At 36.7% G+C, this 25,822-nt stretch carries 25 protein-coding genes; 8 read left to right on the top strand and 17 right to left on the bottom strand.

The window, feature by feature from the left end; genetic code table 11:
* Nucleotides 1-55 precede the first annotated feature (55 nt).
* Nucleotides 56-1,351, bottom strand: coding sequence for an adenosylhomocysteinase (gene ahcY / locus ACN5L8_RS09480; protein ID WP_114705695.1), 1,296 nt, complete (start codon nt 1,349-1,351; stop codon nt 56-58).
* Nucleotides 1,352-1,549: 198 nt separating this feature from the next.
* Here ahcY and ACN5L8_RS09475 point away from each other — a divergent pair, with 198 nt between their 5' ends.
* Complete coding sequence (locus tag ACN5L8_RS09475) at nt 1,550-2,785, top strand: THUMP domain-containing class I SAM-dependent RNA methyltransferase (protein WP_419172896.1); 1,236 nt, start codon at nt 1,550-1,552, stop codon at nt 2,783-2,785.
* A 2-nt stretch (nt 2,786-2,787) separates the two neighbouring features.
* On the opposite strand, the gene ACN5L8_RS09470 is transcribed toward ACN5L8_RS09475, so the two are convergent.
* From ACN5L8_RS09470 to ACN5L8_RS09460, 3 genes are all read right to left on the bottom strand, one after another.
* Nucleotides 2,788-3,603: a hypothetical protein gene (locus ACN5L8_RS09470; RefSeq protein WP_114705697.1), complete on the bottom strand. Its 816-nt coding sequence runs from the start codon at nt 3,601-3,603 to the stop codon at nt 2,788-2,790.
* A 31-nt stretch (nt 3,604-3,634) separates the two neighbouring features.
* Nucleotides 3,635-5,359: an acyl-CoA dehydrogenase gene (locus ACN5L8_RS09465; RefSeq protein ID WP_419172895.1), complete on the bottom strand. Its 1,725-nt coding sequence runs from the start codon at nt 5,357-5,359 to the stop codon at nt 3,635-3,637.
* 163 nt (nt 5,360-5,522) lie between these two features.
* Nucleotides 5,523-6,257 carry a hypothetical protein gene (locus tag ACN5L8_RS09460; protein WP_419168083.1) on the bottom strand — a complete coding sequence of 245 codons (735 nt, stop codon included), beginning with the start codon at nt 6,255-6,257 and terminating at the stop codon, nt 5,523-5,525.
* Between the two features lie 197 nt (nt 6,258-6,454).
* Here ACN5L8_RS09460 and gpmI point away from each other — a divergent pair, with 197 nt between their 5' ends.
* From gpmI to ACN5L8_RS09445, 3 genes are read left to right on the top strand one after another with little or no spacing between them, the layout of a single operon-like run.
* Complete coding sequence (gene gpmI, locus ACN5L8_RS09455) at nt 6,455-7,978, top strand: 2,3-bisphosphoglycerate-independent phosphoglycerate mutase (protein ID WP_419168082.1); 1,524 nt, start codon at nt 6,455-6,457, stop codon at nt 7,976-7,978.
* 8 nt (nt 7,979-7,986) lie between these two features.
* On the top strand, nt 7,987-8,994 hold the full coding sequence (gene pfkA, locus ACN5L8_RS09450) for a 6-phosphofructokinase (RefSeq protein ID WP_419168081.1): 1,008 nt from the start codon (nt 7,987-7,989) through the stop codon (nt 8,992-8,994).
* A 4-nt stretch (nt 8,995-8,998) separates the two neighbouring features.
* Nucleotides 8,999-10,570 carry an ArnT family glycosyltransferase gene (locus ACN5L8_RS09445; RefSeq protein WP_419172894.1) on the top strand — a complete coding sequence of 524 codons (1,572 nt, stop codon included), beginning with the start codon at nt 8,999-9,001 and terminating at the stop codon, nt 10,568-10,570.
* Here the strand turns inward: ACN5L8_RS09445 and ACN5L8_RS09440 are convergent.
* The 11 genes from ACN5L8_RS09440 to ACN5L8_RS09390 form a co-directional block, all read right to left on the bottom strand.
* Entirely contained in the window at nt 10,552-11,304 is a 753-nt protein-coding gene (locus ACN5L8_RS09440) for an alpha/beta fold hydrolase (RefSeq protein WP_419168079.1), read from the bottom strand. The genes ACN5L8_RS09445 and ACN5L8_RS09440 overlap by 19 nt on opposite strands.
* Nucleotides 11,301-12,269: a DUF2817 domain-containing protein gene (locus ACN5L8_RS09435; protein ID WP_162929694.1), complete on the bottom strand. Its 969-nt coding sequence runs from the start codon at nt 12,267-12,269 to the stop codon at nt 11,301-11,303. Before ACN5L8_RS09435 ends, ACN5L8_RS09440 begins: the two co-directional genes overlap by 4 nt.
* Nucleotides 12,270-12,273: 4 nt before the next feature.
* A complete protein-coding gene (locus tag ACN5L8_RS09430) occupies nt 12,274-12,951 on the bottom strand; it encodes a hypothetical protein (protein WP_419168078.1) in 678 nt (225 codons plus the stop codon).
* A gap of 70 nt (nt 12,952-13,021) precedes the next feature.
* Nucleotides 13,022-14,308 carry a Y-family DNA polymerase gene (locus tag ACN5L8_RS09425; RefSeq protein WP_419168077.1) on the bottom strand — a complete coding sequence of 429 codons (1,287 nt, stop codon included), beginning with the start codon at nt 14,306-14,308 and terminating at the stop codon, nt 13,022-13,024.
* A complete protein-coding gene (locus ACN5L8_RS09420; protein WP_162929695.1) occupies nt 14,309-14,698 on the bottom strand; it encodes a LexA family protein in 390 nt (129 codons plus the stop codon).
* A 78-nt stretch (nt 14,699-14,776) separates the two neighbouring features.
* On the bottom strand, nt 14,777-15,292 hold the full coding sequence (locus ACN5L8_RS09415; protein WP_120405459.1) for a hypothetical protein: 516 nt from the start codon (nt 15,290-15,292) through the stop codon (nt 14,777-14,779).
* 51 nt (nt 15,293-15,343) lie between these two features.
* Nucleotides 15,344-15,826: a hypothetical protein gene (locus tag ACN5L8_RS09410; protein ID WP_419168076.1), complete on the bottom strand. Its 483-nt coding sequence runs from the start codon at nt 15,824-15,826 to the stop codon at nt 15,344-15,346.
* A gap of 45 nt (nt 15,827-15,871) precedes the next feature.
* The gene (locus ACN5L8_RS09405) at nt 15,872-17,134 is read right to left on the bottom strand and encodes a Glu/Leu/Phe/Val family dehydrogenase (protein ID WP_419168075.1); all 1,263 of its coding nucleotides are present in this window, start codon (nt 17,132-17,134) and stop codon (nt 15,872-15,874) included.
* A 110-nt stretch (nt 17,135-17,244) separates the two neighbouring features.
* A complete protein-coding gene (locus tag ACN5L8_RS09400) occupies nt 17,245-17,979 on the bottom strand; it encodes a hypothetical protein (RefSeq protein ID WP_419168074.1) in 735 nt (244 codons plus the stop codon).
* Between the two features lie 207 nt (nt 17,980-18,186).
* A complete protein-coding gene (locus ACN5L8_RS09395) occupies nt 18,187-19,068 on the bottom strand; it encodes a ParB/RepB/Spo0J family partition protein (RefSeq protein WP_114705711.1) in 882 nt (293 codons plus the stop codon).
* Between the two features lie 101 nt (nt 19,069-19,169).
* Nucleotides 19,170-19,946 (bottom strand): ParA family protein, encoded by a 777-nt coding sequence (locus ACN5L8_RS09390; RefSeq protein ID WP_158536760.1) that lies wholly within the window; start codon nt 19,944-19,946, stop codon nt 19,170-19,172.
* Between the two features lie 210 nt (nt 19,947-20,156).
* Here ACN5L8_RS09390 and ACN5L8_RS09385 point away from each other — a divergent pair, with 210 nt between their 5' ends.
* Genes ACN5L8_RS09385 through ACN5L8_RS09370 form a run of 4 tightly spaced genes read left to right on the top strand, consistent with a single transcriptional unit; the run spans nt 20,157 to nt 23,850 of the window.
* A complete protein-coding gene (locus ACN5L8_RS09385) occupies nt 20,157-20,477 on the top strand; it encodes a rhodanese-like domain-containing protein (RefSeq protein WP_114705713.1) in 321 nt (106 codons plus the stop codon).
* A gap of 22 nt (nt 20,478-20,499) precedes the next feature.
* Entirely contained in the window at nt 20,500-21,609 is a 1,110-nt protein-coding gene (gene nadA, locus ACN5L8_RS09380) for a quinolinate synthase NadA (RefSeq protein WP_334677952.1), read from the top strand.
* 32 nt (nt 21,610-21,641) lie between these two features.
* On the top strand, nt 21,642-22,790 hold the full coding sequence (locus ACN5L8_RS09375; RefSeq protein ID WP_419172893.1) for a cysteine desulfurase family protein: 1,149 nt from the start codon (nt 21,642-21,644) through the stop codon (nt 22,788-22,790).
* A 31-nt stretch (nt 22,791-22,821) separates the two neighbouring features.
* Nucleotides 22,822-23,850: a hypothetical protein gene (locus tag ACN5L8_RS09370; protein ID WP_419172892.1), complete on the top strand. Its 1,029-nt coding sequence runs from the start codon at nt 22,822-22,824 to the stop codon at nt 23,848-23,850.
* Here the strand turns inward: ACN5L8_RS09370 and ACN5L8_RS09365 are convergent.
* Both ACN5L8_RS09365 and ACN5L8_RS09360 read right to left on the bottom strand, forming a co-directional pair.
* Nucleotides 23,836-24,615 (bottom strand): hypothetical protein, encoded by a 780-nt coding sequence (locus ACN5L8_RS09365; RefSeq protein ID WP_419172891.1) that lies wholly within the window; start codon nt 24,613-24,615, stop codon nt 23,836-23,838. The genes ACN5L8_RS09370 and ACN5L8_RS09365 overlap by 15 nt on opposite strands.
* The gene (locus ACN5L8_RS09360) at nt 24,615-25,784 is read right to left on the bottom strand and encodes a hypothetical protein (protein ID WP_419172890.1); all 1,170 of its coding nucleotides are present in this window, start codon (nt 25,782-25,784) and stop codon (nt 24,615-24,617) included. Before ACN5L8_RS09360 ends, ACN5L8_RS09365 begins: the two co-directional genes overlap by 1 nt.
* Between the last annotated feature and the right edge of the window lie 38 nt (nt 25,785-25,822).

Here is a 25,822-nt window from a genome sequence, read left to right as displayed (position 1 = left end):
CTCAAATAAGAAAGCCTCCTTTCGGAGGCTTTTATAAATTAATTACACGTATTGGCTAGTAACGATAATGTTCAGGTTTGTATGGACCTTCAACTGGTACGCTGATGTATTCAGCTTGTTGAGGAGAAAGTTCATCGATTTCAACATTGATTCTCTCAAGGTGAAGACGAGCAACTTTTTCATCAAGGTGCTTAGGTAACATATAAACATTGTTCTCATACTTACCAGCATTTTCCCAAAGTTCCATTTGAGCAATTACTTGGTTACAGAATGAGTTCGACATAACAAATGAAGGGTGCCCTGTTGCACAACCAAGGTTAACTAGACGACCTTGAGCAAGAAGGATAATTCTCTTACCATCTTTTGCTGTATATAGATCAACTTGTGGCTTGATATTATCTTCTTCATAATTGTTATGTAGGTGCTTAATATCGATTTCATTATCAAAGTGACCGATGTTACAAACAATTGCACCATCTCTCATCTTATCTAAGTGAGAAGCGTTAATTACGTGGTAGTTACCTGTAGTTGTAACGAAGATATCACCTTCAAGAGCTGCTTTATCCATCTTCATTACTTCGAAACCTTCCATTGCCGCTTGAAGAGCACAAATTGGATCGATTTCAGTAACGATAACTCTTGCTCCAAGACCTTTGAAAGACTGAGCAGAACCTTTACCAACATCACCGTAACCAACAACAACACAAGTCTTACCAGCGATCATTACATCTGTTGCACGCTTGATACCGTCTACTAGAGACTCTCTACATCCGTAAAGGTTATCAAATTTAGACTTTGTAACAGAGTCATTGATATTGATTGCTGGCATCTTAAGAGTTCCAGCTTTTACTCTTTCATATAGTCTATGAACACCAGTCGTTGTTTCTTCAGAAAGACCTTTGATTCCATCGATTAATTCAGGGAATTTGTCGTGAACCATATTTGTAAGGTCACCACCGTCATCAAGGATCATGTTAAGAGCTGATCCATCTGCCCATTTAAGAGTTTGCTCGATACACCAGTCAAATTCCTCTTCGTTCATGCCTTTCCAAGCAAAAACAGGAATTCCAGCAGCAGCGATGGCCGCAGCAGCTTGATCTTGAGTTGAATAAATATTACAAGATGACCATCTTACTTCAGCACCTAGTTCAACTAGAGTCTCAATAAGAACAGCTGTTTGAATTGTCATGTGAAGACAACCAGCGATTTTTGCACCTTTAAGTGGCTTTGAAGCACCAAACTCTTTACGTAGAGACATTAGTCCCGGCATTTCAGTTTCAGCAATTTTAATTTCTTTTCTTCCCCAATCTGCTAGGGAAATGTCAGCTACTTTGTAGTCTGTAAAGCTCATGAATTCCTCACTTGTATGATTAACTAAATTATAAAAATATTTATGATGGAAACTATATCAGTAAGTTCTTCAAGTTTGAAGTCTATACGGCTCAATAATCACCTTTTTATGGGTATTTTTAGACGAAGAATGAACGATATTTTACTAACTTAGGTTATTTTCTTTGACACACGCCAAAATAAAGCATAAATCCAGCCTATGAATAATCAAAGAAATAGCAATAAAGTCATTAATGACAAGAGTTTTTATTTTGCTTCTTGCCCTCGTGGTTGTGAGCAATACCTCGTCAATGAGCTTCGTGCCAATGGTATTGAAGGAAAGGCCGGCCGTGGTGGTGCAGCTTTCAAGGCCAGAAATAAGGCCACTGTAGAATATATTTTAAATGCCCGTATTGCTTCTCGTGTTTTTAAAGAAGTTGGGTATTTCTATATCCGTGATGAAAAGCAGATTTATAAAAGAGCTGGGGAACTTCCATGGGAAGATTACATCACTCCAGATCAGACTTTTAAAATCAATACTCTTTTAGATGGTGAAAGTAAGGAGCTGTTTAAAAGTTCAATCTTCCTATCACAGACCCTAAAAGACTCTCTCGTTGATTATATGAGAGATAAATTAGGCAAGCGTCCAAATGTTGAAACAACAACGCCTACAGTAACCTTCTTACAACGAGTTGAAAAAGTTAAAGAAGGTTGTAAGGTAATCGTTTACGCTGACATGGTTGGTGAGTCTCTTGATAAAAGAGGTTATCGTGAATCAGGTCACCGTGCACCTTTACGTGAAAACCTAGCGGCTTCACTTATTGCGGAAACAAAGTGGGATTGCCAAGGACCTTTCTATGATCCAATGGCAGGTTCTGGAACGATTCTTATTGAATCGATAATTTATTTTCTAAAGTTATCACCAGCATTTTTTAGACTTAAGAAGAACACGACTCCATATTCATTTACTAATCATCCATGGTTTCAAGATTCAAATCTTGTGGATTGGTACTTTGATAAAGTTCATGAAGTAATGACAGACTCACAAGAGAAGATTGATTCTATCCCAAGTGATAAATTCTTTTATAATGATGCAGATGTTGAGAACTTCAAGCTTGCAAGAGCTCACTTACTCGACTGCTTCGGCCGTGTAGACTTTGTTAATTTCAATTGTGAAGAGTTTTCTAAAGCATCTGTACCTGCAGGTTTTGAAAGAGGTATTGTTCTATTCAACCCTCCATATGGAGAGAGAATTCAAGCAATTGGTTTTGAAGATATCAACGATTTCTACTATGAGATTGGTGAGACATTAAAGAATAATTTTAAAGGATCAACTGCATATATTCTTACTGCCCATGGGCCACTAAGAAAGAATATTCGCCTAAAAACTTCTAAGAAGACAGAGTTTTTAAATGGCGACATAGAATGCCGCCTTTTAAAATATGAATTAATGTAATCTTAACTTTCTAAGAATTCCGTTAGATTCATAGCAAGCTTAGGTAAAGCGTATTTAAGAAGCGAGTTCTTATTTGCAACTTTATCCTTGTGCTTTGCCGACTTTGAAAAGAAGTATGTTCCGATATCTGAATCTTTAAGAAACATTGTATGTCCTTTTCCTGCAAACTTTCTTAATACAAAATCTGAATCAAGTAAGCAGATATCGCGGATCATAAAGTTTCGGGCCATATAGATTATAATCACTTGATCTGAAAGATCACAAAATGACTTCCTAACCTTAACACCTTTAGGTGAAGTTTGATCTCCCCAATGTACAACGACTTCAACTCGTTTATTATCAGTCGTATAAAAATCGAATCCTCTTTGAGAAGTTGACTTCTTTTGCATCAAACCAAAGATACACTTTGCATACCATTCACCTAACTGAACAGGTAGCTTCTTACCGTTAAAAATAATATGCTCATCTCTTAAAATGTCATAAACCTTATTAACGGTTTCAATTGCATCAAAGATTCTCTTATTATCTGGAAGATGGATAATCATGACCTGCTTGGCCTGAGTTCTCTTAAGCTTACGAGAGAATTGATTCTCATACCATTGAGTAAACTCTTTATCACCAACGAGATCAAGGGAGTCATAAATATATCCCTTGCTCAATAACTCTGACTCATTAAACTCTTCTACTTTTTTTTCCATGAAGCTTAAGGGTGCATATTCCCCTTTCTTCTTCATGACATAAATATTGTCTTTATAGTAGTTGCTACTACCATGAGTTGATTCATTAAAGAGATCAACTCCTTTAATCATACTTTCCATTACTCACACCCGTGTTTTTAATACTTCAAAATTAAACATTGATTGAAGTTAGATCTTCTTCAAAATTTAAAACACTATGAGCAAGACCAATATTGCGTGTTAGCTGATACTGGCAGAATACTTTAAAGTCATCAATTTTTGATTGATAATACTTTTTCTCTTCTTCACTAGAAGCGTTTTTCAATTCATTTTGAGCAATACAAGCATGCTCAAGTAAAAGCCAAGAAACAACAAGGTTTCCACAATAAGTTAGGAAGTCAGTTGCATATGCCATAACACCATTTTGGTTCTTTTCGGCCATAAGCTTTCCAAACTTCTTAACAACTTCTTCACTCATCTCCATTGATTTTCCAATCATTGAAATTTCATGAGGAAATGACTTTGCTTCTTCTTTATTCATTGTTGCTTGAATCTTTTTTCCTACATTAAAGAATGTCTCACCTTTATCCATAAGGATCTTTCTCATAACAAAGTCAATTGCTTGAATTCCGTTAGTTCCCTCATAGATTGTTGCAATCTTTGTATCACGCATGAATTGCTCAATACCGTATTCAGTACAATAACCGTAACCACCGTGAACTTGAACACCTTCACTTGCGATATTGACACCTTCATCTGTACAGTACCCTTTACAGATTGGAGTAAAAAGAGCAATTTCTTTTTCTGCAATCTCATCTCCTTTCTCTGCCTTATCAAATAGATTGGCAGTATAAAGAGTAAGAGCTCTTAGCCCTCTTGCCGTCGATCTCATCTTAAGTAGCATTCTCTTAACATCTGGCATATTAATAATTTCAGTACCAAATTGTGAACGCTCTCTTGCATATTGCTCAGATAGTTCATAACAAAGGTTTGACTGCGCTTCACCTTGAAGTCCACAAAGTAGTCTTGCTTCATTCATCATGATGAACATATTTTTCATACCATCAAATTCTTCACCAATAAGCTCACCAACACATTCTCCGTCTTGGCCAAAAGTAAGCTCACAAGTCGCCTGAGCATGAATTCCCATTTTATGTTCGATCTTCGTGCATTTAACATTATTTGATTCTCCTGAATCAACGTTAAATCTTGGAACGATAAATAGAGAAAGTCCCTTTGTTCCCTCAGGTGCTCCAGGAGTTCTTGCAAGAACGAGGTGAATATTATTCTCGTAAAGATCACTCTCACCAGAAGAGATAAAAATCTTTACGCCATTGATTGCATATTTTCCATTATCAAGTGGCTTTGCCGTTGTCTTTGCATTCCCAACATCAGATCCTGCTCCTGGCTCAGTCAGACACATTGTCCCACCCCATTCACCAGTCATCATCTTCGGTACAAAAAGGTCTTTTTGTTCCTGAGATCCAACTTTTAGAATTACATTCATCGCACCTTGAGATAGTCCGTAATACATTGACCAAGCAACGTTTGAACCAATTGCCATTGAAGTACATGCTACTTTTAAAGCATGTGGAGCTGGCATCCCACCAACTTCTTCAGGATAGCCAAGTGCATACCAACCATTTTCATAGAAGTTCTTATTAACTTTGTGAAACATTTCTGGAACGATAACATTACCATCCACATGCTTTACCCCAATCTCATCACTTTCCTGACGAGTTGGATAGATTTCGTTTTCTACAAATTTATCAAATTGGATGAGGATATCCTTTAATTCGGCCTCACCATAGCCGAGTTCACCGGCCTGTTCTTGAATTTTGCACGTTTTAAATAGATTAAAATTTACATCCATTAAGTCTGTACGATACTTTGCCATATAATAGTCCTTTTTTAATACTAAAACACTATTATTATAAATGATGTTCAGGTTTCATGCACGTAAAGACAAATTTAGCCGGCGTAAATTAGGTTTAATTTAATAAAAAAGCGCGGATATTGCCGCGCTTTTTTGTCAGGTATGTATTTGGGGGATTTAAATCTTAGTAAGGAGTAGCATTAACAGTTGTTGCTTCTCTTGAAACAGGTTGTCTAATAAGGGCCTGATTCATATCAATTAAATTAGCAGCGCCGTTAATCTTAATTACCCAGCGACGAGAACTGATTCTCTTAACATACTCACAATCGGATTGTGAGCCATATCCTAAAGAATAGAACTGAGTGCAGTTCATATTATCTGAATATCTATAATAGCGTCCGTAAGGATCAACTTTATATAAATTTCCATTTGCATTGGCAGACATTACATATGATGCAAGATTATTTGCAAGAGATGATAATGAACTTCCAAAGTGGGCATCTTCTGAGTATGTGTATTGAGTACCATAGTAATTTACATTACGATTAATAACTCCATTTGCACCTAACTCTCTAAAACCAATGTCTTGGTTATTATAACTTGATGAAGATGACGAATATGTACAAATTGTTCCATACCATTTTTCTTCACAATCTTGAGAACCATAGCTTGAGTTAGACTTTTGGAAAGCATAAAGGCCTTGAGGCGAGCTTTGACCAAAGTTATTATTGGCGATTGCATTTGCTAGTTGCTGTGCTGTTACAAGACTAGATGCAAGGCCATTAGTTGTACCATTGTTTACATTTACATTGTAATTGAAGCCACTACCATTTAGGCCTCCTCCGCCGTCAGATCCACATCCGACTAGTGAAGCAAGAACAATGACTGATAGAGTCGAGTTCTTTAAGTTAAGTTTCATAATATTCTCCGTGTTTGTGTGTGTGTTTTAAACAATTTGCCTATATATATACAAGTTGCGTGCCAAGTTTTAAGATGAGATTACAAGTAATTAGAAAGTACCATGTGTATAAAAAGTGAACACATTGGGGTATTTTGTATAAACTTTAAGTAGTTATAAAATGTGTTTTGTACAAACACTTTGCTAGGATCGTGATTATGTCGATAAAAAATATAAGTAAAAAGGCCCTCTTAGTTATCCTTGATGGTTTCGGAATTAGTGAAAACACTGAAAAGAATGCTATTAGAGACGCAAAAACACCAACGATTGATAAGTTGTTTAAGACTTATCCATATACAAATATTCAAGCAGGAGGAGTACTTGTTGGACTCCCTAAAGGTGTTGTTGGTAATTCTGAAGTTGGGCATATGAACCTAGGAGCAGGTCGTGCTATTAGGCAAGACTTGGTTCGTATAAATGAGTCGATAAAGAAGGGCAACCTTTGTAGTCAATATCAACTTCAAAAGCTTATTGATACAGCAAAGAAGAATAATAATCGCATCCACCTTTTAGGACTTCTTTCTGATGGTGGGATTCACTCACATATAGAACACACTAAAGAGATCATTAAATGTCTTAAAGAAAGTGGTATTGAAGTCTTCGTCCATGCTTTTATGGATGGAAGGGATACTCCTCCGGCCTGTGGTGATATGTACTTAAAAGATATCGTTGGATATGAAGGCAGCCACTTTGCTTCAATGCAAGGGCGTTCAATTGGAATGGACCGTGATCGCAGATGGGAAAAGATTAAAAAGTCTTACGATATGTATTTAGGTAACGGGGACATTACAGTTCTTTCTCCTATAGAATATCTTAATAGCGAATATGAATCTGGAAGAACTGACGAATTTATTGCACCAGCATTATTTAATAAAGACTATGCTATTAAAGAAGGTGATTGTGTCTTCTTTACAAACTTTAGACCAGACCGTGCAATCCAGCTAACCTTAGCATTCAATTATCCAGAGTTCAGTGAATTTGAGAGGCCTTTCTTTCCTGCAATGTTTCTTTGCATGACTCCTTATATTCCTGATGAAATGGATTTACCGGTTCTCTTTGATAAAGAGAAACTTAAAGGAACAATGACAGAGTACTTAAGTGACCAAGGCCTAAAACAATTAAAAATAGCCGAAACAGAGAAGTATGCTCACGTAACTTTCTTTTTTAATGGTGGTGAAAAAGAGCCTTTTGCAGGAGAAGACCATCTTCTTATTCCATCACCAAAAGAAGTTTCAACATATGATGAAAAGCCACAAATGAGTGCTCCAGAAGTTACTGAAAAACTCTTAGCAAAAGTATCAAAATATGACTTTTCTGTTGTTAACTTTGCAAACTCAGATATGGTCGGCCATACAGGAAATTATGAAGCTGCTGTACAAGCGATAGAGACTCTTGATGAGTGTCTCGCAAAACTTTATAAGAAGTGTGAAGAGGAAGGGATAACAATGATTATCACAGCTGATCATGGAAATAGTGATCAAATGGTTCATAAAGATGGAACTCCTCACACAGCTCACACTGGAGCTCTTGTTCCATTTTGTGTCGTTAACGAAAAATTAAAAGATAAAGCTTTTACAATTGCACCGGGTGAACATTCATTAATGGATGTATCTCCTACTTGTCTCTATATTATGGGACTTCATCAAGCACCAAGCTTTACTGGACATCATATCTTTGAATAGGAAATTTTATGAGTGAAGAAACAAAATCAAATAATAATATAAATAGAATTGCAGTACTATGTAGTGGCGGTGACAGCCCAGGAATGAATTGCGCAATTCGCGCTGTTGTTAGAACTTGTCTAGCTAATGATATAGAAATATTTGGAATACGTCGGGGCTATGCAGGTCTTCTCGAAGGTTCACAACATCAAATGGATACAGCAAGTGTTGGAAATATTCTCCAAAAAGGTGGAACGATTCTACAAACCTCACGCTGTCCAGAGTTTATTAAACCAGAGATTAGAGCTGAAGCTGCACATATACTAAAAAGGAAGAATATTGATGCGCTAATTGTTATTGGTGGTAATGGATCATTCAATGGTGCATGGGAGTTACATAAGGAGCATGGAATTCCTGTCGTTGGAATCCCTGGAACGATTGATAATGATATCGAAGGAACTGACTATTCAATTGGATTTGATACAGCAGTGCAAACTGCAATCGAAGCTGTCGATAAGATCCGCGATACGGCCCACTCTCACGATAGAACGTTTATCGTTGAAGTTATGGGAAGAAAGTCTCCGGCCATCGCTCTTCATGTGGGACTTTGTACTGGTGCTGAAAATATTATCTTTCCAGTTCAAGAAGAAAAAGAAGTTGATATCGACACAATTGCTAATGATATTAAAAGAGGTCTTAAAAGAGGCAAAGGCTCTTCAATTATTATTGCCTCAGAAGGTGAAACAGAAGGCCTTTCACATTATGTTCACAATGAACTCCTTGATAAGCACAAGCTCGATTCAAGAGTATGTATCCTAGGCCATATTCAACGAGGTGGGAACCCTACTGCCAGAGATCGTTTCATTGCAACCCAAATGGGACATCTTGCTGTGAAGTCACTTCTTGCTGGTGAGAAGGCCAGTGTAACGGCAGAAAAAAATGGACAAGTTGTACTAGAAAAACTTGAAAACTGTCTTGGTAAGAAGTTTGAAGTTGAAGAAAAGTATGTTGAAATTGTAAAAACTCTATCAAAGTAATTATATGCAAAAAGTATCAAACAAGAATTTATTTATTATCTTTACTATTTTATTTTCAATTTTTTACCTATGGGATATTGGAAACCTCAGTGCTCCTCGCCAGGGAACTGAATCATTATATGTCCAAATTTCACAAGAGATGTATGACACCAATAATATAATGACACCTCACTATAGAGGAGAAAGACATTGGTCAAAACCGCCATTTCATTTTTGGATGCCATTTCCACTTTATGCACTAATGGGTGAATCATCACTGACGGGGGCCCGCGCTTCTCAAGCAATCTTAACGATTATTCTAGCAGTCTTTACTGCCGGCTGGTTAAAGAGAAGATTTCGAATTGAGCCGCTCTTAACCCTCGCCTTCTTCTTAGGAGGCTATGGTGCAATTAAGTTTGGCCGTACTTTCATGATGGAGACATCACTTTCACTGCTTCCATTTATTAGTTCGCTTTTTCTTTTTGATTATATAAAAGACAAATCTAAAAAGAGTTTTATCTTAGCAATATTATTTGGTGGAGCTGGTGCTTTAATAAAAGGCCCCGTAACTATTGTCATGAGCTTTCTTGCGATGAGCTGTTATCAACTATTTCTATACAAGAAAGATAAAAAGTTCATTATCAAAGAATGCTTTTTCTACTTCTTGGCCATAACGATTCTTAGTTGCTCTTGGTATTTTGCAAGTTACCTAAGCTACAAGGAAGAATTCTTTAACTACTTCTTTGTAAGGGAGAACCTTGGAAAATTCGGAAAAGTTCCAATGCCAATGTATAAGGTATTTCAAGGGCTATTTCTTTATACTCTACCATGGGTATTAATTCTTCCTCTGACTTGGAATAAATTAAAGAAAAGCTTTAAAGGCCTTAATAAAGAAACATATTATTTCTTCTTTCACTTTGTGTGCTTCTTTGTCGTATGGCTTATTCCTTCACAGAGATCTCATCACTATGCAATTCCAGCAGTGCCATTTTTTATGACATTTCTGTTATTACAAGTTGATCTAGATACTCTTCGAGAAAAATCAAAGTATGTTCTAGCTCTTGTAACACCATTGAATCTTTTATTTTTAGTGATCAGCTGTATTCTTGTATACTTTTCAAATGGTGTAATGATTGCTGTTAATCTTATCTTTGTACTTCTAATCGTTATCTCAATGATTACTATTGCAAAGAAGAATGTCTTAATTGGATTCAATACAATTGGACTTTATTTAATCTTTCTATGGTCTATTGTTATCTCACAATTCTATATTCCAGCAGTACCTGAAGGAGCAAAAAGTCTCTTCAAAGACAAGAAGGTTGCCCTTGTTGATCGCAGATCTTATTTCTACGAACAATCTCTTGAGATGAATGTTGAACCGATTAAAAAGCATCAAGTACAAGATTTCCTAAATAAAGAAAACGCTGTTGTAATTGCTGCCATCTCAAGAATCACACCTGAGATAAGAGACTCTCACAGAGTTATTGCAAAGTGGAATAAATGGGTAAGACGAGCTAGATGGCGTCATATCAAAGCGGCACTGACACAACGTTCATACGAGCCTCTAAAGGAAGATGTCTACTTACTTATGAAGTAATGCTTTCTCATCATTTCAATGATCCAGTCTGGATCATCAATTGGTAAATCGTGTCCTGCTTGTTCATGTAATTCAAGTGGGACACCAAGTTTACGAGAAATCTCCTGACTACATTTATAATGAGCAAGCTTGTCTTCTTTACCGGCCAAGACTAATGTTTTTGCTTTGATACTTTGAGGAAGTTTGTAGTGAGAAGCTGCAAACACTTGTCTTAAAAAATTAATTCTTCTTAAAGGCTTATCTTCAAAGAACTCAGCGTAAGCATCAAGTAAATCTTCTGGTAGCTCTTTCATTTTTACAGTTAGAGATAAGGCCTTCTTCTCACGATCTCTTGTGTCTTTATTAAAGATTAACTTTGAAAATGTTCCAATTGCTTCAAAAGATAAGCGGTGGAAGATACTTGCAGTGTCTCTAGTTGATGTATTAAGAAGGACAAGATTTCTAAAATCATCTTCATAGCGATCACACCAATCCAATGCCATCATTGCACCCATTGAAATACCAATAACACCCCACTCTCCAGGGTGCTCTTCTCTTAGTTTGAGCCAATCACTTCTTAAATCTTCAACATACGTTGAGATTTTAAGCGGTGAATTCTCTTCATTCTTACTTCCTACTCCAAGGTAATCTAGAGCAAAAACATTTTGTGTTTCATCCATCTCGTGAAGATAGTCAGGAAACTTATACCAATGGCGACTCTCTCTAGCGAGTCCTCTAAGTAATAACCAGTTCACAGTGAATTCTCCTTAACCCATGCTTTTGAACTTCCGACAGCGCGAAATAAGAATTTAATTAACATGATATGTCTTCTCATAGTTCGATCATAACGATGAGATTTTATCGGATTAAAAAGTCCTTCTCTTCTAAAGATTTGCAAAGGATTTTTCTTAACCCAAATCCAACTTCCCATCTCCAATGTTAAGGGGATATAAACTCCATCAGGATTTTCTTGTATATATTCATCGTATAGGTAATCCCATACGTCACCTTCAATAGTGTAACTTTCTGATGTTGGCTCAATCTGATAGATATGGTGTGGATGTGTCTCATTTAGAAGTTGTTCTAAATTTTCCATTTCCGTTATATTTTTAAATGGCGTCAATGTCTTAGAGTAGGGATACCATAAACGATCTTTGAGTCCGAAGCCAGAGTGAAAATCAACAGAGATGGCCCTCTTTGCTTGGAAGATATTCTTACGACAATAATTAACGAGGGCCTGTAGCTCCTCTTCCATTGCAGCATTTTCTTGCCCTTGATACCAAGGAAGCCTAGGCGTCAGCCTTTGCCCAGAAAGGAGAAATTTCTTTTTTTCTAATGCTTTTACAGGAGCATTTCTCATAAGATCAACATCATTAGCATTGGATCTTCTATGATGATACATCCCCCATGGGTTAATGAGCGGGATTGAAATAATTCGATATTTTTCTAAACTTCTTCTTAACTCTTCATCCCAAGATAGTTGCTTAAACAAAGATGTTAAGTAAGTTACCACAACTTGAGTCCCAACTTTTTCAAGTCCATGAACTCCTCCAAATAAAGCTAATACCGGAGCGCTTGGATCATCGCTTCCAATCTCAAAACTATGGATTGGAAAGCTATCACCATTGTGGTTAATTCTCGTGATTTCTTGGTATCTAACAAGTGGGTCTTCGATTTTTGTTAATTCACCTATGGCATGTAACTCATCGAAGTCTTTCACGATGCTACCTTTGAAAAGTCTTTATATTATATGGGGATAAGAAGATAACAAAGAACATTGCACAACTTACTAGCTCAATAACTTCACCCTTCTTACCATGATCAATCGTTGAAAAAAGAATATACATCGCAAGAAAGAAGAATGTATGAATTAGCTTTGGTACGGGTACTGCAAAGTCATCAATGATATATTGTACAAAACCAATTGTGCGATAAAGGACTGGTAAAATTAGAACGTAAACACCAGATATAATTCCAGCAATTAAACCAAAGATAACTTTATTGATTTTGAAATCACCAAATTTTAGATTGTGTAATGTAATATCATTTTGCGTATTGTATTGCTGAAAGAACTCTGGAGAACCTAAATCAAATATTCTCTGCCCCCAAGCAATCTCTTCTCCAAAACCGAAGAAGAATAAAGCGGCAAAGGCCAAGAGTGAAAACTTAAATAACTTAGACTTACTATCCTTTAATTTAAAGAATCGCCATAGGCATAGAATTGAAACAAGTAATAAATAAATAGCTTGCTGCATCTCTAAGAAACCATCTTCTACTGTATAAACTCCAGCAAACCAATTCGGGTTTGAAGCAGCAAAATACATCCCAAAGAAAACCATATGGGCAATTGATGTCATGATTATAATTTCTAATTTTCCAACTTGATCTTTAAATACGCTCATTTGGCCATTATAGTCAGCTCCTAGACTTATGGCAACATAGAGAAGATGACGCACCAAATAATTTCTTTGGTTAAGAGCACTTTGGTAACTGGGCCCAACCTGTCACATAACGCCTCGATAATTTTTCTCTTCTCATCTTCCATGAATCATTATCAACCCCGCAGGCCATTGAACGAATCATACCGCTCCCCTCACGACGGTTAATTTCATCAACAATTTTCATAAGCTTTGCGCTACGTTGATCATCTAACTCCTCAAAGAGACTTTGTTGAATTGCCTCATCATCTGAAAAGTCTCCAAGCTTAACTCCGGCCTTTTTAAAACAAACCCCCATTTTAAAAAGATCATCGAGTGCAGACCAGGCATATTTAATAATCTTTCTTGTATCAGATGTTGGCCCAAGAAGCTTAACTTTATCCTTACCGTAATAAGGTACTTCATTTAATTTATGTGGATCACTATGACAATAAACTTCAATTGTTGCACACAAGCTACGCTGTGCCCGCATCTTCTCACTTGCATTAGTTACATAATTTGCAACTGATTCTCGTAGGCTTTTAAGATCAACAACACTGCCACTAAAGGTACGAGAGCAGAGGATCTCTTTCTTCTTTGGCCGACATTCCTCTAATTCGTAACAGGTTATTCCCCTTAACTCATCTTGAGTCATACGACCAAGTTTAGTTAAAGTTCGCTGTATAACTTTTATATTCTTAAAGGCCTTAAAATCATAAGCCGTTTTTATTCCCAAGGTCCTAAGCTTTACACTATTCTTTCTTCCTATCCCCCAAACATCTTCAATAGAAACTCTTTTAAGGGCCACATCTTGTAATCTTTCATCAAGAAGACAGACAACGCCATTGGCCTTTTCTGATTTCTTGCCGATATGATTTGCAATCTTTGCAAGTGTTTTAGAAGGTGCAATCCCAATACTGACAGGAATTCCAGTCCACTGTAAAACCGTCTCTCTAATGCGATGGCCATAGGCCACAAGGTCTTCATCCATACCCGTTAGATCAAGAAAGGCCTCATCAACAGAGTATATTTCTAAAGAAGGTGCAAAACGGGCCAAGACATTCATCACCCGATCACTGATATTTGTATACAGAGAAAAATTAGAAGAAAAAACATGAACATTGTGTGATTCACAAAGCCTCCTTACCTTGAAATAAGGGTCTCCCATTTTTACACCAAGGGCCTTTAGCTCTGGTGTACGAGAGACAAAACATCCGTCATTATTTGACAAAACCCCTACTGGTTTATTTCTAATTTCTGGCCGAAATAACCTTTCACAAGAACAGAAGAATGAATTGCAATCCACAAGAGCATAAACCTTCTGCTTATTATGACTTCCCATTTAAAGTTCCTTCATATCGCGTGCCACTGCTACAATTGGCCCCCACACCAAGAAGTCCATCTCATCAGTGATGGTGATATCTCGATGCAAGGGATTGTGTGAGCGCAAGATGACTCTCCCATCTTGCTTAATGAAACGCTTACATAGAAACTCTCCATCTAAGTAGACAATAGCAACTCTTCCACTTTTAACCTCCAAAGAGCGATCGATGACCAAAACGTCACCAGGAATAATCAATGGCTCCATCGAGTCTCCTTGAGCTTCAAAGAAGAAAGTCGCTGAACGATTTTGGACAAATCGCTCATCTAAAGACTGATAATTTTCAATGTGGTCCTCACTGATTCCAAAGAGGCCACAATTTGCTACTGGAAGTTTCTTGTGCGTGTTCATAAGATTTATTATAACTTACGCATAACTTACGCACAAGATAAAAGAAAACCTTTCCAAAGTCTATTAAAATTCAATAACTTATGATGCATCTGGGAACTTAATGATCTCATCAAGGGGAATAAAGTACGTAAGTCCTCTTAAGTCATCATTGTAACTGGCGATCACCTTAAGTTTTAAGTCATCCAATCGATGAAGAAAATCTGATGATGTTTCATCAAAGCGAAAAGGCTCAATCTTTCCACGTGTTGAAATCCTTCCTGCACAAAGACAATCACTTAAGTTTTGAATAGGAAGAACACCGGCCATGGACCAATAGAGAATAAGAAGTGGTAACTCAAGCCAGCGATAAAGTTCCTCTTTAGAACTAAGAGAGCCAAGAACCGTATTATCATCAATACAAAGAACATAGCGTTTAGGAGCAATTTTCAAATTATACTTCTTTGATAGAAAGATAAATTTTTCTTTAATGGCCTTTCCCTTTGAACCAAGCCCCACTATTTCAAGGCCAGGTATCCCCTTAGATGAATAGCCATACATCTCTGTTAAATGGGCCTTACTTCCCAATGGCAGTAACCCAAGCATTTGTTTGTGCATACTCTCCTCCGATTAGGATGAATATATGCAAGGAATGAAATTTAACGGAAGTTATAAATTAGTAGAATTAGGAATCTTTGACTTAGATTGAAAGAAACATTTTAAACGAGGTGGGTAAATTTCTAGAATCATAGAAGCGGAAAGATCAAGAGAGTGAGCAAACTCAGACTTTAACTCATTACAAGATTCATTAGTATTCTTACAAAACTTCGAATACTTCCCCTTACATGCAAGCTCAAGGATGACAGTATCAGAGAAGTGACACGCAATTTTACCATCAACGAGATCAAAGCGCGCCTTAGTATAATTTAAATTACCTGTGTATTTCTTTTCACAAAAATTAGAGATTTCAAATGACTTGCCCATGCAGTCAATTTTAGAAGAAGATTCTTTACTAGCGAGTAAGGCATCCTTTACGCCAAAGAATTCACATACTTGCGTGTATGAGAAGAGCTTGCGGTCTGCCCCCGTAACAAGTTCACTTGTCACATTGGCAAAAGCGAAGAATGGAATAAGCAGTAAGATATATCGCATAAAAAAGGGCACCTTATAAGTGCCCTCTATCTTACAAGAAAAATATTAACCTGGGAAGAGCCCTCTAAATCTCATTGCTCTCTCTAATCTCTTAAGAGCAGCAACGAAAGCGGCCTTTTTCATATCGATATCATATTTCTGATGAGCTTCGTAAACGTTCTCAAAAGCATCTTTTAGAATATCGTGAAGTTTTCTATTGATCTCTGATAGATCCCAGAAGAAATTCTGAAGTCCCTGAACCCATTCAAAGTAAGAAACGATAACACCACCAGCGTTACAAAGAATATCTGGAACTAAGAAACAACCATTCTTAGTTACGATATCAATTGCAGCTTTATTAAGTGGACCGTTAGCACCTTCAGCAATAATCTTTGCCTTAACTTTATGTGCATTCTTTTCAGTGATTACACCATCAATTGCAGCTGGGATTAAGATATCAACATCAAGAGCGAAAAGTTCTTCGTTAGAAATTTTCTCTACTCCATCCATGTCTGCTAGTAGGCCACCTTTCTTTGTCCATTCAAGTGCAGCATTAATGTTTAAACCATTTGGATTATAGATTGCGCCAGAAACATCTGAAACCGCAACAATCTTTGCACCTTGTGCTTCAAGATCATGGGCCGCAGGAACGGCAACTTTACCAAAACCGTGAATAGCAACAGTTGTGCTTGTATCGATTTTCATTCCTAATTTCTTAGCAGCAAAGTTTACACAAAAGGCAACACCTTTACCTGTAGCTTCACTACGACCAAGAGATCCACCAACTGTAATTGGCTTTCCTGTTACAACACCTGGAACAGTGTAACCTTTTAATTGTGAGTAAGTATCAAGCATCCACGCCATAGTTTGTCCGTCTGTTCCAATATCTGGAGCAGGGATATCTACTTGTGGACCAATAAATGTATTAATTTCTGTTGTGTATCTTCTTGTTAAACCTTGAAGTTCTTGACGAGAAAGTTTTGTTGGATCAACACAGATTCCACCTTTTGCTCCACCTAGAGGTAGACCAACAAGGGCACATTTGAAAGTCATAAGCATTGCAAGACCAGCAGTTTCGGCCAGGTCAACGCCTGGGTGAAAACGTACCCCACCTTTTCCAGGTCCAAGAGTCATATTGTGTTGAACTCTGAATCCTTGAAAAGTTTTAACAGTACCATCATCAAGACGAATTGGAACTGCAACTTGAAGTGCTCTTTTTGGGTGTTTAAGTCTGTCGGCAACGTTTGGATCGAGTCCCATAATTGCGGCAGATTCTTCTAATTGCGCGATGGCATCCTGATATAGTGGATTATCTAGAAGATTGCTCATTTTTTTTAACTCCGTTATACGTAAAATAATTCCTAATTTACTCCAATTATAACGGATGAGCTAGTAAATGCATGGGACAATTACTGACTTTTTTTGCCAAATTCGGTTAATTAGAAATTGAATGGAGTTGAGTAATTTAAACGTAACTCGTGCGACGCATTACTTCCTCCAACAATATCTTTTGCCGAAGCTCTAGCAGAGAGTCGGTCTGTTAAACCTTGTTCTACATAAAGCTCAATATTTGTTCCAGCAGTATAGTAATCAACTGAGGCAATCGTGCGAGTTTCATTGAAATTCTTTCTTACTTGCATCATTAGACCATCAGATAGAGATAGAAATGTATTAGCATCGACAAATGGATTTTCGATTTTAATAATAGCAAGACCCTTAAGAACCTTTGCTCTAAATTTAACTTTAAAGTTATCTGAAATTTGTGCTTCAGACTCTGGTGTTAACGTTTCTTTCATCTGACCAACTTGGGCCATTGTTGAACCTTTCTTTGCCCTTTTAATTGAGCCAGAAATTCTCTTATCAATATACTTTAAAAAATTCTTATTAAAGTAGCGCTTTCTCTCATCAATAGTTGAGAGCTTATGAAATGTTGTGGAAGTTAGATCCCAATTTCTAACATATTCATCTCTTGCCTGCATTTGATGATAATGGTTCGACATCCTCTTTAGAACACCTGCATGATCATAGACAAAAACATAGTCGAGAAATGTTTTATAATCTTCTGGTTTTGGAGCAAAGTCCACATCAGCGTAAAAACTTTGTGGGGTACGCTTTTGAAGTTTGACTTCAACTCGAGGGTTAAAAGACTTAAAAAGAGTTAAATCTTTTTTCACTTCGCCTTTAGCAAGTGTATTACATGTGAACAGAAGCAGTGATAACTGTATAAATCTTGAACACTGTGTAGAAATTTTACTCTTGTTTTTCGCTGTGTTTAGCATGTTAAGTCCCTCAAATTACATTAATAAACTATTCAGTTACTAATATAAATTGCAAGGGTCATGCCAAGGATGAATAGCTTCACCCTTGGCCATGCTTATTTCTTACATATCGACGATATTTTGTGTTTCTTTGAGGAGCTCATTAAGTAAGGACTGAGTTTTCTTATCCAGCTTCTTACCTTTAGCTTGTGACTTTAATGTCTTAATAAATGCATTTGCCGTAAGTCCTTTTGGAACAGTTGGCTTTTTCTTCTTTCTGCCTGGCTTAATAACACCACCATCTTTGATGGCCTTCTTAAGTTCAGCTCTTTTTGTTAACTCACCTTTATAAAGCATTTTAGTTAGCTTTGTTTTAAGTGGGCTTTTCTCAAGAGCATCAAGTTCTAGAAGTACATACTTTTCAATATTATGAGCTTTGGCCGCTTCTTTAATTTTCTTACCCATTTTGGCAATCATTAAAGACCTGTGAACTTCAGACTTTGAAATACCAAGAGCCGCTTGAATTTTTCTCTCACTCGCCTTCGTTGCTTTTTGGTAATTTAAAATACCATCGGCCTTATCAATATAGTGAAGTGCTTCACGTGATGAGTTCTCAGAGAATTGAATTGCCATAAGCTCTTGTTCATTCTTCTTATCGAGAATAAAACAAGGACACTTCTCTTTTTCAATAAGAGACATGGCACGGTAACGTCTCTCACCACAAACTAATGTTAGTCGACCAAGCTTATCCTTATGAAGAACAAGTGGTTGAATTAGACCATTTTGCTTGATGTTTTCAGCAAGCTCTTTTAGAGAACTATCATTAAACTTAGTTCTTACCTGCTCTTTTACAACAATCTCTTTTAAGTAAACTTCATCTAGCTTCGCTCCTTGTAGAAGACGATCACCAGAAAGTCTCTCCATTACGGAGCTATCGAGATTATCTGTTAATTTTAAAGTTTTTCTTTCTTTCTTAGAAACTCTTGGAGCAAATTTTTTTGCCATAAATTCCTCTTCCCTATGTTGAGACTATTTTCTTTTAAAGAGGGCCAGTCACACACACATGGCCCCTTTAAAAGCGAAACACATCCGTGTGTCTCAAAATTTTATAGATTTAATGATTCCCAAAGCTTTTGGTAATCTTGATGTCCGCGCGACTTCTTACCCATTTTACAAATAGGTCTCTTTAATGAAATCGACTCTTGCATCTGAACAAGATTACGAATTGGTGGTGTAATGTTAAAAGACTGAGCAAGTTCTTCTAGTCTTTGCTTTTCAATCTTTCTTCTCGCATTAACCATTGATGGAATGATTGAGAATTCTAACGAAGAGTTCTCAGTCTCTTTGATAATTTCAAAAGTATCCATTAACTCTTCTAGACCATCAATAGAGTAATCTTGAGCCTGTGTTGGAATTAGAATCTTATTACTTGCAACAAGTGCCATAATAAGTTCATCACCAAGCATTGGAGGTGTATCGATTACAACGTAATCAAACATGCCCTCTGGAATTTGCTCAAGTCTTAGCCTCATCAGTCTTTCCTTACGGCCAGCTTCTTTTCTAATCTCACCTTCTGAAAGAATCAGAAGCTTTGATAGATTGGCCATATGACGACTTGATGGAATAACAGTAATATTCTTATGAAATTTACCCTTACCTTCTGAAGGCACCATAACGTCTTCAATAGTAACGTCACCGATTAACCACTCAGGAATAAGAGTTCTGTGAATTTGTAAATTAAATGTTGAACTTAAATTGGCCTGTGAATCTAGGTCAATAACAAGTACCTTGTGACCTTTATTGGCCAAGTGAGTCGCTAATTGGTAGCACTGCATTGTTTTACCAACGCCACCCTTGTTATTTGCAACCGTTATAACTTCCATGTAAGCTCCCCTGGTCATCCATTTGACCAATATAAAAAACTATCTATATAAAATGTTAAGAAAAGTATCACGCAACGTCAAATACCTGATTAAACAATTTGAGCCCCATCAAATCTATTTTTAGACGCACATGGTAAATTACTCATAAGGTGACAGCTTGTGAGGAATGTTCTAAATTCCCAAACGTCGTATTAATAAAAGGAGTAACGCATGATTAACTTTATGGAAGTTGGTGAATTAAAGGATTTAATGGATAAGAATACTGACCTTATTCTTGTGGATTGCCGAGAGCAAGATGAGTGGGATGCAGGTCATATTGAAGAAGCTATTTTTATTCCACTATCAGACTTCGCTAATCAATATGCGAATCACTTAAAAGATAAGAGTAAAAAAATTGTTGTTCAATGCCGTAGTGGAAAGAGAAGTTTAAATGCTTGCCAATTTCTACTGGAAGAAGGTTTTGAAGACTTATACAACCTAGAAGGTGGAATCCTTGCTTGGGGAGAAAGTGGTTACCCAATTAAGGCTTAATCAATAAATTAAAGGAATAAATATGTTAGATCTTTTCGGAAAAGAGGAAGTTCACCGTCCAATAATTTCTCAAGAAGAATTATCAGACGAAGAAGTACTAGTTGAACTCAGAAAGATTAAAGAGGAGCTTAAGGACGAAGTTGTTGTTCTTGGCCACCACTATCAGCAAGATGACGTTATTGAGTTTGCTGATTATAAAGGTGACTCACTAAAGCTTGCTCAAGATGCAGCCCTACTCAAGGATAAGCCATATATCATTTTCTGTGGCGTTCACTTCATGGCCGAAACGGCAGATATGCTAACAGGAGATGACCAGAACGTCATCCTTCCAGACATGCAAGCAGGTTGCTCAATGGCCGACATGGCAAACCGAGAAGAGATTGATAAAGCATGGGACTTCATGCGCAAATCAACTAACGATAAAATTATTCCTATTACTTATATTAATTGTGCTGCAACTTTAAAGTCATTTGTTGGTGAAAACGATGGAACAATCTGTACTTCATCAAATGCACAAAACATTATCAAGTGGGCCTTTGATCAAGGTCAAAAACTATTATTCTTTCCAGATCAACACTTAGGAAGAAATACTTGTCATGACCTAGGAATCTCACTTGATGAAATGGTTGTCTACAACCCTAATATGCTTAATGGTGGGCTAACGAGCGAACAAATCGATAAGGCCAAAGTTATTCTTTGGTACGGATTCTGCTCAGTTCACCAAGGCTTTACAGCAACACAAGTAGAACAAATTAAAAAAGAAAAACCAGATACAACTGTTATCGTACATCCTGAGTGTAACTTTGAGGTTGTACAAGCGGCACACGACAACGGCTCAACTGCTTACATCATCAATAAGATCAAAGAAGCACCAGCAGGCTCAAAGTTTGCAGTAGGAACAGAGATTAACCTTGTTAATCGTTTAGCAAATGATTTTCCAGATAAAGAAATCACTTCACTGTCACCTTACCAGTGTTTATGTACAACAATGTATCGAGTAAGACCGCGTTGGCTACTTGCCAGCTTTAGAGCGATTAAGGAAAATAAACCTATTAATATAATTAAAGTAGATGACAAGACTAAGGAATACTCACTGAAAGCATTAAATAAAATGCTTGAGTTAAGTAAATAGGTTTTACACACAAGAGAGAGAGGGATTTAAACATGCAAGAGATTTACGCTGACTACAATGGCAGTGCTCCAATTTGCAATGAAGTAAAGGAGTACATTATTAACCGCCTAAACAAGGGGCCATTTGCTAACCCAAATGCCACACACCATGTTGGAACACGCGTGAAGGTGGCCATGGAAAATGCACGCTCTGTATGTGCAAAGCTTCTCGGTGCTCAAATGAGTCAACTTGTATTTAACTCTGGCTCGACAGAAGGTATCTCAACTGTTTTTCAATCTGTACTTTTAAATAATCCAAAAAAGAAAATAATCATCTCGGGAATCGAGCACTCAGCTGTTACAAACAATGCTCTTTTCTACCAAGAAAATCACGGCCATGAAGTCTATACATTACAAACGAAGCCAAATGGAATTGTTGATGTAGAAGACCTCATTAATCATATCGAAGAAGACACTGCACTTGTTGCGGTGATGGCAGCAAATAATGAAACAGGTGTTATTCAACCTTACTTAGACGTTGCAAAAATATGCCAAGAAAAAGGTGTTCCTTTCCTATGTGATACAACTCAATTTGTAGGAAAGACTGAATTTAACTTTGCTGACTCGGGAATTGATTACGCTGTAGTGGCCGGACATAAAATTGGTGGCATGACAGGCTCAGGCTTAGTTCTTGCAAAAGATCCAGCAACTTTAAAACCTCTCATTATTGGTGGAGGACAAGAGAAAGGTCTTCGTGGTGGAACTCAAAACTACCTCGGAAATGAAACTCTTGCCGTTGCCCTAACATATGCAATGAATAATCTACCAAAATATGAGGCCATTAATACTAAACGCCAACAATTTGAAGAAAATATTAAAGCTAAATTTCCACAAATTGTTATCATTGGTGAAGATGCCCCAAGGCTTTCTTCAACATCATACCTTTCAATGCCAGGAATCCATGGCCAGGCCGTGCAAATGGAGCTTGAATCTGAGGGAATTTATGTAACAACATCATCAGCTTGTTCTGACAATAACCCTCAAACTTCTAAAGTTCTTAAGGCCATGGGAGTAACTGACGATATTGGTCGAGGTGTTGTGAGAATTTCTTTAGGGCTTTGTAATGATCCTTCCCTCTATGATAGAATCGAAAGTGCATTAATAAACGCTTACGAAAAACTATCAAAGATAAAAAGTTATTAAGACAAAAAACCTTTTCATCATATTTTTAATTTTGGGAACTCTCATTTCTTGTAGTGAGAGTTCTCAAAAATATAATTCCTTAAAGCTTACTAAGAAGTTCTCTAAGAACACTAAAGATTCAATTATTATCGCCTATACTGGTAATTTAAAGTCGCAACTCACACCTCACAAAGACGAGCTGATCAATGGTTCAAAAATAGAATTTGGTGGTGCACAGCTACAGAGAAAATACCTCAGTGCCATAAGAAGTGAACTTGGAAATATTCTTTTAATCGATGGAGGACAGATTCTAGCAGGTCAATCAAAAGAAGATGGTGACGAAGTTCTTGAGCATATAAATGAATTAGAATACGATGCCGTTCTCTTATCAGATCATGACCTCATTAGCTTAAAGAATCAGAAGAATAAAGAGATCAATATTCCATTTGTTAATTCAAATCTCTTATCACTTGATACAAATGAATCCCTTTCAAGCTTTAATAATAAAGAAGTAATCATTAAGGAGATAAATGGTGTAAAGGTTGGAATCTTTGGACTAACTCCATATAAACCGATACTTAAAGATGAGGATGGTTTAGAGGGAATCCTCTTTGATGATGTTGTTGCAAGAATCCTTAATATAAAAAGAAAGATCAAAGGTCAGACTGATATAAATATTGCTATCTTACATGCACATGATGAGTGTAGTGATAAAATCGATTACCGATTTAAAGACTGTAAAATTGATCGTAGCTTCATTAAAAAAATCTTAACGCGCCTACCTCCAGATACCATTGATATCGTTTTTAGTGGAAGTAGTATTGAGCCTGTAACAAAGATCCTAGAGTATCCTGTTGTCTCTAACCTTGGGCATGGGGAATTCATTACTCTTTTAAGATACTTTCCAAAAACGAAAGAGATAGAAGCGCAACAAGTAAGAATTTGCTCTGATTTCTATGATGTAACTAATAGTTGTTATATTTCCCCTGATGACATTAATGCCATTAAAGAAGTGAGAAAAAGTCGTCTAAAACTTAGGCCAGCTCAGATACTTAAGACAAAAATCCTACAAACAAACTAGAATTCCATCATCATTACAAAATGTTTCAAGGCCTGGCTCACAAAAGCCAGCAGGAGAGCCATTAAAGCAGAGGCTTGGAAGCTTTGTATCTAAAACTTTATAACCACGAGGACAAGCTGGTTGGTTTTTTGTACCACACTTATTAACTCCACAGTACTTACTTCCACCTTGTTTACAGTTGAAGTCTACGACTTCGTAACTTCCACTAGGACACATATCACAAATATTTGCCACCACATCCTTACACTCTATATTAACTCCGTGACAGAGTTGGCCATCTTTTAAGACTTTATCCTTTAAGTATTCAAGGCCACCACTAATGAAGACATTATCGAAGTAGGACTTTTTTAACTGATTTTGAAAGGCACTAAACTTTCTTGGCATTCGATAGTTGAATAAATGATAACTTCTTCTTTCACCGCCAAGAAATAGATCGAGGCTGACTTTATCAACAGCTGATAGTGAGAATTTAAGAGAGGAGATATTCTCTTCAAGCTTTATTTTTTCATCAAATTGGCACTTATTTCCACTTTTAGAAACGTAGCGAAGTGTCCCCTCTTTTTTATTAAAAGGAGTTTTATAAAATGCACAAAAGTTATCGAATTCAAAAATCTTAATCCAAGTATTCTTTGGTTGTTCGATATTACCTTTATTTAAATATTGCTTATTAAATTCAATCTTCTTTGCAAGAGACAATCTTTCTTCAAGATCAAACTTTTGTGACCAACATGAAATAAAAAGCAAAATAAATACTAAATATTTCACTATAGACTCCTCATGCAACGAAATGCAATTCGATAGTCATTAGTTAATTTATCAGCTCTTAGAGGATCAAAGGCTATATTATTTAAACCATATCCTTCACCATCCCAATACCCGCGCATACCATTTTGGTGTGCTTTAGAATGCCAGCTAAAATAGAACGAAGAGAGTTTTAAGTTCTCACTTGGGTGGATGATATTTCTTAAGTATTCAAAAGGCCCACCAAAGATCTGGTAAACACCGGCCCATGAAACATTTCGACTATCTTTTTGTATATAATTTTGATCTAAACACTCACTTGAATAACTTTTTTCACAAAGAGATAATCGTTCTTCTTCCTTAATTTCTTCAACATGAAACTCTTTCATTCGTTGTATCTTATTAAGTAGTGTTTTTGTATTCTTTCTTGTCCAAGGATAGAGCGGTGCCCTTAAGTACTTAGTTGTATTATCAGTTAAATCTTCTGGATGAATTGAAATTGCATCAAAAACTCTTGCAGTGAGTAAACTCTTTCCTTGAAAACGGCAATAGGCCTCCATCTCTTCAACTGATAATCCATAAGTATACGAGTAGAGATTCTTGTCCTTAATTTTTTTATAAGCAGACTTTGAGATCTTATCATTTGCTAAGTTCTTCCAATTCTTTACTTCCCAATTTTGTACATGAAATTTATCAACAAAGAGATTGCGATTAAAGTTATCCCAAGAAATTGTAACTTCTCTTTTATTGGCCATAAAAGGATAGTAACGTTGTGGCACGTAGGTTTCTTGGCAACTATCCACAAAGCTAAGTTGTAATTCCTGATCATAATCTTGAGCTTTTACAACAAAATCATAGTAACGAAAGCTTGGCATTTGGTGATACGAATAACCTTGAACGAGAGATAATGTCTTAACTTTTTTATCAAGATAAACATTCACCAGCTTTTTTTCTAATAGGCACTGAAGATACTCAGGAAAACATTGATAATATTGGTCATCTACATAACTAAGAGTTTTACACTGACCTTCTTTATCAAGACGTGCATTTTCCCACTCAAACTTCAAAGTAGACGCTATTTCTTCGATTTGATCCGGGCTTAGAGTCTTTTTTGTTTGCAGCTTTGTAAAGCCCCAATACCCGACACCAATACTCAGAATTAATATAGTAGTTAAAATTATTTTTTTAAACATTTCTCACTTATGTGTAACACCCAATCAATGGTAAAATT

This window comes from Halobacteriovorax sp. (assembly GCF_048381875.1).
Lineage (GTDB): Bacteria > Bdellovibrionota > Bacteriovoracia > Bacteriovoracales > Bacteriovoracaceae > Halobacteriovorax_A > Halobacteriovorax_A vibrionivorans.
This window is presented reverse-complemented; position numbering and strand designations above follow the sequence as displayed.